Source organism: Enterococcus sp. AMC1623 (assembly GCF_058216495.1).
This window is the reverse complement of record NZ_CM177096.1, coordinates 800,504-812,027: the sequence shown is the minus strand read 5'-3', so window position 1 is coordinate 812,027 and position 11,524 is coordinate 800,504. Positions and strand designations below refer to the sequence as shown.

At 36.7% G+C, this 11,524-nt stretch carries 11 protein-coding genes; 9 read left to right on the top strand and 2 right to left on the bottom strand.

Annotation, left to right across the window (positions count from 1 at the left end):
- Nucleotide 1: 1 nt before the first annotated feature.
- The gene (locus AC4BC7_RS04095; RefSeq protein ID WP_490503919.1) at nucleotides 2-964 is read right to left on the bottom strand and encodes an ABC transporter substrate-binding protein; all 963 of its coding nucleotides are present in this window, start codon (nucleotides 962-964) and stop codon (nucleotides 2-4) included.
- Between the two features lie 202 nt (nucleotides 965-1,166).
- Here AC4BC7_RS04095 and AC4BC7_RS04090 point away from each other — a divergent pair, with 202 nt between their 5' ends.
- From AC4BC7_RS04090 to hemH, 6 genes are all read left to right on the top strand, one after another.
- Nucleotides 1,167-1,970, top strand: coding sequence for an ABC transporter ATP-binding protein (locus tag AC4BC7_RS04090; RefSeq protein WP_207942607.1), 804 nt, complete (start codon nucleotides 1,167-1,169; stop codon nucleotides 1,968-1,970).
- Nucleotides 1,963-2,967, top strand: coding sequence for a FecCD family ABC transporter permease (locus AC4BC7_RS04085; RefSeq protein ID WP_207942571.1), 1,005 nt, complete (start codon nucleotides 1,963-1,965; stop codon nucleotides 2,965-2,967). The genes AC4BC7_RS04090 and AC4BC7_RS04085 overlap by 8 nt, the downstream gene beginning before the upstream one ends.
- Nucleotides 2,964-3,950, top strand: coding sequence for a FecCD family ABC transporter permease (locus tag AC4BC7_RS04080; protein ID WP_490503918.1), 987 nt, complete (start codon nucleotides 2,964-2,966; stop codon nucleotides 3,948-3,950). The genes AC4BC7_RS04085 and AC4BC7_RS04080 overlap by 4 nt, the downstream gene beginning before the upstream one ends.
- A gap of 153 nt (nucleotides 3,951-4,103) precedes the next feature.
- On the top strand, nucleotides 4,104-4,856 hold the full coding sequence (gene hemQ, locus AC4BC7_RS04075) for a hydrogen peroxide-dependent heme synthase (protein ID WP_207942569.1): 753 nt from the start codon (nucleotides 4,104-4,106) through the stop codon (nucleotides 4,854-4,856).
- A gap of 13 nt (nucleotides 4,857-4,869) precedes the next feature.
- Complete coding sequence (locus AC4BC7_RS04070) at nucleotides 4,870-6,207, top strand: MFS transporter (protein ID WP_207942568.1); 1,338 nt, start codon at nucleotides 4,870-4,872, stop codon at nucleotides 6,205-6,207.
- A gap of 6 nt (nucleotides 6,208-6,213) precedes the next feature.
- Nucleotides 6,214-7,110 carry a ferrochelatase gene (gene hemH, locus AC4BC7_RS04065; protein WP_490503917.1) on the top strand — a complete coding sequence of 299 codons (897 nt, stop codon included), beginning with the start codon at nucleotides 6,214-6,216 and terminating at the stop codon, nucleotides 7,108-7,110.
- A 70-nt stretch (nucleotides 7,111-7,180) separates the two neighbouring features.
- Here the strand turns inward: hemH and lexA are convergent, their stop codons facing one another.
- Nucleotides 7,181-7,798: a transcriptional repressor LexA gene (gene lexA / locus AC4BC7_RS04060; protein ID WP_207942566.1), complete on the bottom strand. Its 618-nt coding sequence runs from the start codon at nucleotides 7,796-7,798 to the stop codon at nucleotides 7,181-7,183.
- 173 nt (nucleotides 7,799-7,971) lie between these two features.
- Here lexA and AC4BC7_RS04055 point away from each other — a divergent pair, with 173 nt between their 5' ends.
- The 3 genes from AC4BC7_RS04055 to AC4BC7_RS04045 all read left to right on the top strand — a co-directional run bounded on the left by AC4BC7_RS04055 (nucleotide 7,972) and on the right by AC4BC7_RS04045 (nucleotide 11,441).
- Nucleotides 7,972-8,214: a DUF896 family protein gene (locus AC4BC7_RS04055; RefSeq protein WP_490503916.1), complete on the top strand. Its 243-nt coding sequence runs from the start codon at nucleotides 7,972-7,974 to the stop codon at nucleotides 8,212-8,214.
- Between the two features lie 101 nt (nucleotides 8,215-8,315).
- The gene (gene tkt, locus AC4BC7_RS04050; RefSeq protein ID WP_490503915.1) at nucleotides 8,316-10,310 is read left to right on the top strand and encodes a transketolase; all 1,995 of its coding nucleotides are present in this window, start codon (nucleotides 8,316-8,318) and stop codon (nucleotides 10,308-10,310) included.
- Between the two features lie 243 nt (nucleotides 10,311-10,553).
- Entirely contained in the window at nucleotides 10,554-11,441 is an 888-nt protein-coding gene (locus AC4BC7_RS04045) for a glucosaminidase domain-containing protein (protein ID WP_490503914.1), read from the top strand.
- Nucleotides 11,442-11,524 lie beyond the last annotated feature (83 nt).

The following is an 11,524-nucleotide window of genomic DNA, read 5'->3' as shown; positions in this document are numbered from 1 at the left end:
TTTAGTTTGTTTCAATTAATGAAGCTTTGACATCTTCAATAATTTTAGTGTTAGCAATTGGGCCATTATACAACCAGCTAGAGTCACCATCGAATTCATGAACATGGTCATTTTTAACAGCTTTTAAGTTTTTCCAAATATCTTCTTGGAATAAAGGGGCTGACGTATCACTATTAATTAAGAAAATTGAATCAGCATCAAGTTCTGCTAATTTTTCTAAAGAAACAGGATTCCAGTCAGCAGTGGCTTCTTTAGAAACTTCTTCAACAAGAGTCGGTTTATCTAAACCTAAATCTCCATATAATACTGCACCGCTTGAACGTCCCTCTGTTACCATAAAGATTGAATTATTGACTACCCATAAAACGGCAACGGATTGATCTTTTACTTGGTCGTCTAGTTCTTTTTTCGTATTCTCTGCTAAGGTTTCATATTCATCTACTACTTCGTTAGCTAAGTCCTCTTTATTCAAAACAGTAGCAATGTCAGCTAATTGGTCGCGCCAATTGACATCTTCGCCGTTTTTAACAACATAAGTAGGAGCAATTTTTGCGTACTCTGCATATTTACCACCTTCAACAGTTGAAGAAGAGCTAATTAATAATAAATCAGGTTCAAAGCCAAGAACTTCTTCGTAAGGTAAAGAAAAATCAATCGTTGGGATGTCTTTTAATTCATCTTGTAAATAGGTTTGAATACTAGAATCATTGACTGTCCATTGGGCAACAGGAATTGTATCTAAGGCAACTAGATAATCTTCTAGATAGCTAGCGATGATTCGTTCTGGTTTAGCAGGAATCGTCACTTCATTTCCTAAGGTATCTGTTAAAACACGGTCTTTAGCTACGCTTGAAGTGGTAGTCGATTCGCCAGTGTTTTGATTATTGGTATTTCCACAAGCACCTAACAATAAAAGACTACTTAAAGCTAATGCAGCTCCTACTAATTTTCTTCTTTTTTGCATAATGTTTCCTCCTAAAAAAATATCACGATAATGATAATCATTATCAATTAAAAAGCGGGAAAAGTCAATATAGATCTTTTTATATCAAGCAATTTTGTGAAAGAAAGAATTGCAAAACCTAAGAGGCTAACCTATAATAAATCCAATGAGAATGATTCTCATTGAATAGCTGGCTTTGAAGTAGATATAAGGGATGAAGAAAATGGGAATTTTAGTAGCAGAACAACTATCCACTGGTTATGGTGAATATTTAATTAGTGAAAATTTAAATTATACGTTTCGTGAAGGGACAATTACCAATATTATTGGGCCTAATGGCTGTGGTAAATCAACTTTTTTAAAAACTTTGGCACGAGTGTTACCCAATCAAGGAGGCACGGTTTTATTAAATAGTAAAGCACTAAATCAATACAGTAGTAAAGAAATCGCAAAAGAATTAGCGATGTTAGCACAAACTTCTGAAGCCCAAATTGATTTATCGGTATTTGATGTTGTTTCTTATGGGCGTTATCCATATCAAAAAGGATGGGGAAGTTTATCTGGAGAGGATCAGCAGATTATTCAATGGGCTTTGGAAATTACAGGGTTAACGGAATTAGCTAGACAATCCGTCATTACCTTATCTGGTGGACAGCGTCAAAGAGTTTGGATTGCGATGGCTCTTGTTCAAGACACAGATATTGTGATTTTAGATGAACCAACCACTTATTTAGATCCTGCACATCAACTGGAAGTATTAAACGTCTTAAAAGAGATTAACCAAACGAAAGGTAAGACGATTATTATGACGAGTCATGATATTAATTTATCTTCACGTTTTTCAGACAGTATTCTTGCGATGAAAGATGGCAAGATTTTGAAGGAAGGAACACCAGAAGAAGTGATTACGCCCGCTGTTCTGAAAGAAGTCTTTCAAATTGATGCTGAAATTATAATTCATCCAAAAACGCAACGACCATTGATTCTCTCTTACGAAGTATTAAAAATGGGGAACGCTTATGAATAATACAAAAATATACAATATTTGGGTAATAGGTAGTCTAATGTTTTTATTTTTAATTGCTAGTATGATGGTGTCATTGGTGATAGGCGCAGTGAGCATTCCTCTGCAAACATTTATCGATGCGTGGTTAAATTTTGATAAAAGTAATCAACTACATCAGGTATTAATGAATGTTCGTTTGCCGAGAATTTTAGGCGCCGCAATTGTCGGAACAAGCTTAGCCATTAGTGGTGCATTAATGCAAGGAATAACGCAAAATCCATTAGCTGACTCGGGTTTATTAGGAATTAATGCAGGAGCTGGTTTAGGATTGGCTGTGATGTTTGCATTTTTCCCAGATACTAGCTATCGGTTTATTTTAGTTGCTTGTTTCATGGGTGCTGCAATTAGTGTAGGTGTCATCTATTTAATTACTAGCTCAAATAAACAGGTAATGACTTCGTTGCGCTTAACTTTAGCAGGTGCGGGGATTAGCGCGCTGTTTATTGCAGCAAGTCAAGCAATTGCACTACAGTTTAATTTGAGTCAAGATATTACATTTTGGTCAATTGGCGGAATTAGTGCGATTTCTTGGAGCCAATTACGTTTAATCACGCCATTTTTTCTGTTGGCATTATTATTGGCGATAATTAATAGTCCAGCCATTACTATTTTGCGATTTGGTGATGACACAGCCATTAGTTTAGGGAAGAAACCTCAACGAACACGGATTGTTGCTTCAATTATTGTCTTAGTATTATCGGGGCTATCAGTAGCAGTTGTGGGTTCAATTAGTTTTGTTGGTTTAATCGTACCGCATGTATTACGCTATTTTGTCGGAGAAAACTATCGCTATTTAATTCCATTATCGGGATTAGGGGGAGCTTTATTAGTTGTTTGGGCCGATTTAATTGCCCGCTCAGTCAATCCGCCTTTTGAAACGCCGTTTGGAATTATCACAGCGCTAATTGGCATTCCGTTCTTTTTGTATCTCTCAAGAAAGGGTGGACTGCGTTTATGAAAAAAAGATATATTTTTCCTATACTGCTTCTTTTAATTGTTCTATTAGTGTTATTTGCATTGACTCATGGCAAATTAGCTTTAACTTGGAGTGAAATCTGGGAAATTATGCGTGGTGGAACGTCTGCTAAACGTTTATTATTAGTTGATTTTCGTTTGCCACGGATTGTTTTAGCTATTTTAGCTGGAGCTGCATTGGCAGTCGGTGGGGCAGTACTACAGAGTACAACCCAAAATCCATTGGCAGACTCAGGGATTTTAGGCATCAATGCTGGTGCAGGTCTATTTGTTTTGCTGTTTATCAGTTTTGTCCAATCGACGACCGTAACAATCTTTTTGTTGCCATTGATTGCCTTAGTGGGTGCGTTGTTGACAGCTGTTATTATCTTTGCTTTTGCTTATAAAAAAAGAATCGGTATTATGCCAGTAAGATTAGTATTAACAGGGGTAGTCGTTGGCACAGGAATTTCTGCCTTAACATTATTGTTAGTTACAAAACTTGATAGCGAGAATTATCGATTTGTAACAATGTGGCAGGCAGGTAGTATTTGGGGCAGCAATTGGTTTTTTGTGTGTGCGTTATTACCATGGCTCTTGATTTTAGTACCATGGTTTGTCTTTAAGCATCGCGAATTAGATATTCTACAATTTGGCGATGCCACTGCAATTTCTTTAGGCATTAATATTCAAAAAGAAAGGATAAAATTGATTGTTGCAGCAGTTGCTTTAACTGGTGCCGCAGTGTCTGTGACGGGAGGTATTGGATTTTTAGGGTTGATTGCTCCTCATATTGCCAAGCGATTAGGCTTTAAAAAGCATTGGCAATTACTACCAATAGCAGCTATAATCGGCAGTTTATTGTTATTATTGAGCGATACCATTGGTCGTTTGTCACCTGGTAGTGGTGAAATTCCTGCTGGAACAGTCGTTGCTATCATTGGTGCGCCTTACTTTTTATTTTTATTATTAAAGGAATCTACGTGATAACAAACAGCATGTACCATTGTTGTACATGCTGTTTTTATTATGCGCTGATGTTTTTGAAAATTTCACAAGCAAAAGCTCTGCTTAAATTTATTTAATATGATATAACGAATAACGGTAACACATATAATTAATTTTTTAGGGAGGATACACATGATTACAGAAAAGGTGGAAACCTTAGATGGATGGTATTGCTTGCATCTTGTTTTTCAAATGAATTGGGCAGCATGGCAAAAAGAAACAAATGAAACAAAGCAAGCAGCAATCAACGAATTGTCTGAGTTAGTGAACGAATGGCAAGAAATTGAGGATGCACAAAAAGGCAGTCATTATTTGTGGAATGTGACCGGTCACAAGGGTGATTTTGGTTTTATGCTGTTGCGACCAGAATTAAAAGAACTCAATGCTGCTGAAAACGCATGGCATAGTTTGGCAATCTATCAATACCTACAACCAGTTCACAGCTATGTTTCCGTAATTGAACTTGGCACATATAGTGGAATGCCAAAAACAGAGACAGCTTGGGCAAGAACAAATAAAAATCTTTATCCAGAATTACCGAAAGAAGAGTATATCTGTTTTTATCCGATGAACAAAGTCCGTTCAGGCGATGTCAACTGGTATACGTTATCTTATGACCAAAGACGTGAGCTAATGAAAGAACATGGATTAATTGGTCGTAAATATGCAGGGAAAATTCGTCAATTTATCACAGGATCAATTGGTTTTGATGATCATGAATGGGGCGTAACTTTATTTGCCGAAGATCCATTAGAATTTAAAAAAATTATTTATGAAATGCGCTTTTCAGAAGCCAGCAGTGTATATTCTGATTTTCCATATTTTATGGTCGGAACGTCATTAAATACAACACAACAATTACAAACATATTTAGGGTTGCTTTAGGAGGATTTGTTCAATGGAGTTACGTGCCACAAAATCAGAAAGATGGTTTGCCCCATTATTAGTTATTAGTTTATTTATCACACAATTAGATTCGGGAATTATTAGTACTAATTTATCTTCAATGGCTAGAGGATTAATGTTAACACCTGCTGAAAAAAGTTGGATTGTTTCTATTTATACATTAGGTTTATTATTTGCTACGCCTGTTATGGGAAGTATGATCGACCGTTTTGGTTATCGTATGGTCTTTTTAACAGAATTAGCGTTTTATTTCGTTGGTGTATTAGGGATTGCTTTAAGTCAATCGTTCCCAATGTTACTAGTCTTTCGTGCGCTGCAAGCTTTTGGTAGTAGTTCGCTATTAACGTTGACACTTTCTTTGGTTTTTGCCAAGACAGAAAGGAAAATTGGTGGAAGAGTTGGGAATATCGGGGCATTAGTTGCCTTATCGACAATTGTCGCACCTATTATCAGTGTAGTTAGTTTAGCCAAAACCCATGATTGGCGTAATATTTATTTTGTTATGGCATGTTTAATTGCGATTATTTTCTTACTTGCATTCTTCATTGTGCCAAAAGTAACAAACTCAGAAACAAAATCGTTTGATATCAAAGGAAACAGTTTGTTTGTATTAGCTTTACTAGCATTTAATTTATTATTAACAAGAGGGTTTTCTCGTGGTCATATCGTAGAATTAGTTGTTTATGCAGCAATTTTAATTATCGCTAGCACTTTATTTATGAAGGTAGAAACAGCACGAGAAAATGAAAAATTAGCTGTACTATTTTCACGAAAATTATGGCAAGTACCTGCGTATCGTACAAGTTTACTTGGAGGAATTACAACAGGTTTAGTGATGTCTTTATTTGCTTTCTTACCGTCATTTATTGAAATGACATTCCATCTTGATGCAAGAAAAGCAGGATCATTAATGACAGTAATGGCTGTAGGAACTTTTATTGGTTCGAAAATTGCGGGAATTTGGACAGATAGAAAAGGGGCAACACATTCTACAACAGGCACAATGATGCTAGTTTTTATTAGCTTAGTTACTATGTACTTCTCGGTTGTTTCGTTTAAAATGTTCTTGATTGCACTGTTGTTCTTTGGTATTGCGATTGGGGCATTAATGACTGTTCCGTTACAAGTATTAGTGGTAGAAGCTTCGCCTAGAGATCGTAATGCTTCTTTGAGTTTATTATCGGTTTGTAAAAAATTAGGTATGACAATTGGTATTACCATAATCGGTGTCTTGGCACATGCGACTGGTTCGCTTGGTTTTTCCCAAATGTTAATTGGTTTAATGGTTGTCACACTAATTTTTATTTTTTATATGAGAAAGAAGGCATAATTTGTCATGCAAAAACAAGCAGTTTTACTAATGAGTTATGGGACACCAAACAATACAGAAGAAATTTGGGATTATTATACCCATATTCGTCATGGGAAAGAACCTTCCCAAGAACTTTATGATGAATTAGCTGGTCGTTATGAAGAAATTGGTGGAGTTTCACCCTTAGCTCGTATCACAGAGGCGCAACGTTTAGCTGTTGAGGAAAAATTAAATGCGACTAGCGCAGTAGAGTATCATGTGTTTACTGGTTTACGTCATATTCGTCCATTTATTGAAGATGCAGTGGCAGATATTGTAGCGCAAGGATTTCAAACGATTCATGGAATGGTACTAGCACCACATGATTCTAGTTTTATTAAGCAATATCATGATCGTGTTGAAAAAGAATTGGAAGTTTATCCAGAAATTTCCTATACAGCACATCGTCACTTTTGGCAACATGAAGGATTTCAAGTATTTTGGGCTAACCAAATTCAAGCAGCATTGAATTCTGAGAAAAAGCAGAAATTTTTGTTCACGGCACATAGTTTGCCTGAGCGTCTATTGCTAAATGGCGATCCGTATGTTGATGAAATAACCGGTGCCGCTAAAGCAATTGCGCAACGTGTAGCAGGTTCATTGGACTTTGGTCATGCGTGGCAAAGTGCTGGACGTACAGCGGATAAATGGATTGGTCCACGTGTTGAAGATGTGACCGAAGAATTGTTAAAAGAAGGTTATGAAGAGATTATTTACCTACCATTTGGTTTTGTTGCAGATAATTTAGAAACACTCTATGATAATGATATTGAGTGTAAAGAATTAGTAGAAGAATTAGATGGAGAGTACCGTCGCTTAGATATGCCGAATACTCATCCCGATTTTATTAACGGTTTAGCAGCAGAAATTCTTTCAAATTAAATAAAAATGAAGAGCACTCAAAATTTAGGTTAACATTTTGGGTGCTCTTCGTTATAGATATGAAGAATTTTTAAAAGTGACGATACAAACCGACAACTAGCCCTAAAATTTTAACACTTGGTAAAATAATTGGTTCCATATAATCATTTTCCGGTTGTAATCGAATATAAGTTTTTTCTTTATAAAATCTTTTACAAGTTGCTTCATCTTCATCAGTCATAGCAATAACAATATCGCCATTTCCAGCAATGTCTTGTTTTCTTACAATTACTTGATCACCATCTAGAATGCCAGCATTAATCATGCTTTCGCCGCGAATGGTTAACATAAATAATTGGCCACTATCTTCAACTAGATTAGGAGGGATTGGGAAAAAATCAGAAGCCTCTTCTACTGCTAAAATGGGTTCACCAGCAGTTACTACACCTAACAAAGGGATTTTTTGTTGTTGAGCACCGATTGTTTCTAAGCCCAGTGTGGTTAATTCAATGGCTCGAGGTTTTGTAGGGTCTCTTTGGATTAAGCCTTTTTTTTCTAAACGTGATAAATGACCATGAACAGTTGATGTAGAGGAAAGTTGCACAGCTTCACCAATTTCTCTCACTGTAGGTGGATACCCTTTTTCACTGACTCGAGTATGAATAAATTTTAAAACTTCAAGTTGTCGGTTTTCTGTACGTTTTGCCAAAACGAACACCTTCTTTCCTTTATTTGAATCATTATAAAATGAAAAATATGACTAGTTTTATTAAACGTAGTGTAACATATGCTCTGAAAAAAATCAAACAAACGTTCGGTTTCTGTTTTGATTGTTTTTTTTGATTGTTTTGTATAAGATGGAAAAGAAAGGAGCTTGATATCATGTTATCCAAAGAAAAATTAGATAGAATTAATGAGTTAGCTAAAAAGAAAAAAACAGAAGGACTTACTGAAAAGGAACAAGCAGAACAGCAAACATTAAGACGAGAGTATATTACAGCTTTTCGTGGTGGGATGAAGCACCATATTGAAGGGATGAAAGTAGTCGATCCAGAAGGCAATGATGTGACGCCGGAAAAACTAAAACAAATTCAAAAAGCGAAAGGTTTACACAATAGAAAGTAAAATAAAAGATACCGATGCAAAAAGTATTGATAATTGCAGAGGTATCTTTTATAATAGATATGTAATATAGGTAAAAAAAACCTAAATAGGAGGCGTTAGTATTGTTTGATAAAATTGATCAACTTGGTGTTGATACGCTACGTACATTAAGTATTGATGCGGTACAAAAAGCAAATTCGGGACATCCAGGACTACCAATGGGGGCTGCTCCAATGGCCTACGCATTATGGACAAAACATTTGAAAGTAAATCCAAAAACTTCTCGTAATTGGGTCGATCGTGATCGTTTTGTGCTTTCGGCAGGACATGGTTCAGCGTTATTATATAGCTTATTGCATTGCGCAGGTTATGATGTAACGACCGATGATTTGAAAAACTTCCGTCAATGGGATAGCCGTACACCAGGGCATCCAGAAGTTGGCCATACAGATGGCGTCGAAGCAACGACTGGACCACTGGGACAAGGGATTGCCATGGCAGTCGGAATGGCAATGGCTGAAGCTCATTTAGCTGCTACTTACAATCGTGAGAAATTTAACGTGATTGATCATTACACCTATGGACTTTGTGGAGATGGTGATTTAATGGAAGGTGTTTCTCAAGAAGCAGCTTCAATGGCAGGTCATATGAAATTAGGAAAATTAATTGTATTATATGATTCAAATGATATTTCCTTAGATGGTCCAACATCAAAAGCGTTCACAGAAAATGTCGGACAACGTTTTGAAGCTTACGGTTGGCAACATATCCTTGTAGAAGAAGGAACAGATTTAGAAGCGATTTCTAAAGCGATTGAAGAAGCGCAAGCAGAAACAGAGAAACCAACCTTGATTGAAGTGAAAACTGTCATCGGGTTTGGCGCACCAAATGCAGGTACCTCTTCTGTTCATGGTGCACCGTTAGGAGCAGAAGGCATTCAAGCAGCGAAAAAAGCGTACGGCTGGGACTATCCTGAATTTTCTGTACCTGAAGAAGTTGCAGCACGTTTTAAAGAAACAATGGTCGACAAAGGTGCTGAGTATGAAGCAGCTTGGAATGAATTATTTGCAGCATACGAAACCGCTTATCCAGAATTAGCCAACCAATTCAACCAAGCTTTTGCCGGAGAATTGCCAGAAAATTGGGAAGCAGAATTACCAACTTATGAAGTGGGATCAAGTCAAGCTAGCCGTGTGTCAAGTAAAGACATGATTCAAGCGTTATCAAAAGCTGTCCCTAGTTTATGGGGTGGTTCAGCCGATCTATCTGCCTCAAACAATACGATGGTCGCTGCTGAAAAAGATTTCGAACCCGGACAATACGAAGGCCGTAATATTTGGTTTGGTGTTCGTGAATTTGCGATGGCAGCTGCGATGAACGGGATTCAATTACATGGAGGCACACGTGTTTATGGCGGAACGTTCTTTGTTTTCGTTGATTACTTACGTCCAGCGGTACGTTTGTCAGCGATTCAAAATATTCCCGTTACTTACGTGTTAACACACGACTCTGTAGCAGTTGGGGAAGATGGACCAACCCATGAACCAGTAGAACAATTATCTAGCTTACGTAGTATGCCAAATGTGCAAGTGATTCGTCCAGCGGATGGGAATGAAACACGTGCCGCTTGGAAATTAGCCATGACATCAGCGGATAAACCAACTGTTTTAGTATTAAGTCGTCAAAACTTACCAGTCATTGAAGGGACAAAAGAAAATGCCGATGAAAATGTAGCCAAAGGTGGGTATGTCATTTCGGCTCAAAAAGGAGACAAACCAGAAGGTATTTTAATTGCGACTGGTTCAGAAGTCAACTTAGCTGTGGAAGCACAAAAAGTGCTAGCTGAAGAAGGAATTGACGTATCGGTTGTTTCTTTACCAAGTTTTGATTTGTTTGACGAACAATCAGATGAGTACAAAGCTTCTGTTTTAGTTCCAGGCGTGAAAAAACGTGTGGCAATTGAAGCAGGTTCCTCATTTGGTTGGGCAAAATATGTGAAGTGCCATGGAAAAACCATTACGATTGATCATTTTGGTGCATCTGCCCCTGGTGATAAAGTCTTAGCTGAATTTGGCTTCACTGTTGAAAATGTTGTAAATACATTTAAATCAATTTAATAAAAAAGAGGGCAGATTCGCCCTCTTTTTTTGTTTTATGGAGAAATATTATACATCTTATTGAAAGTTTTTTTAAAAACTTTTTGTAATGTGGAAGTTGATAAATCAGACTTTATGTTCGTTTTTTTTAAAAGACTTGAACAAAAAAATTGTTTTCATTGGCATTTTGTCATACAATGGCTTTATCATTAGATTGTATGGTTTTTTTCATATAGTTTTCGAAAAGCTTTTTAGGAGGATGTTATGACTTACAAAACACGTAGTGAGCGCCATCAAAAAATACAAAGGAAATATACTTTAAATCGAAAAGCAGTATTACCTTTATTAGGCACAGGATTAGTGTTAGCTCCGACTACTATGGCAATGGTTCCTCAGCAAGTGGAAGCACAAGAATATGCTACTGAAAATGGGGCGCAAGGGTTAATCAACCAGATTGGTGCAACTGCTCAACAAATTGCAGCAAGCAACGATTTATATGCATCTGTAATGATTGCTCAAGCTTTATTAGAAAGTGGCAATGGAACATCACTGTTATCTTCAGCTCCACATTACAATTTGTTTGGTATTAAAGCGTATGGTTCTGAACCATCTATTTGGTTAGGAACACAAGAATACATTAATGGGCAATGGGTCTCTATGAATGAACCATTTAGAGTATATGGCTCTTATTGGGAATCTCTACAAGATCATGCCGCATTATTAAGAAGTACAAGCTATTCCACAGGCGTTTCTAATTATAGTGGTACATGGAAAAGTCAAACTACTAGTTTTTACGATGCTACAGCATATTTGACTGGTCGTTATGCTACAGACCCAACATATAACCAAAAATTGAATTGGTTAATTGAAACATATAATTTAACTAGCTTTGATACTCCTTCACAAGTAGTAACTACTTATGTAGAACCTGAACAAACTGGTTATGTAACTGAGACAGCTACCGCAGAAACTGGTTATACAGAAACAGCGTATACTGAACCAGCTTATGCAAGTAGTGGCACGCATACTGTGGTTGCAGGAGATACATTATGGGACATTGCAAATGCTTATGGTACTTCTGTAGATCAATTAATGGCTAATAATGGATTGACTGATGGACTAATTGTCGTAGGACAACAATTAGTTGTTTAATTCTTAGGTGAACAATAAAAACAATCATAACAATTTAAGAGGAGCCTTTCGCTCCCCTTAAATTGTTTTTTTGTTTAGCTAAT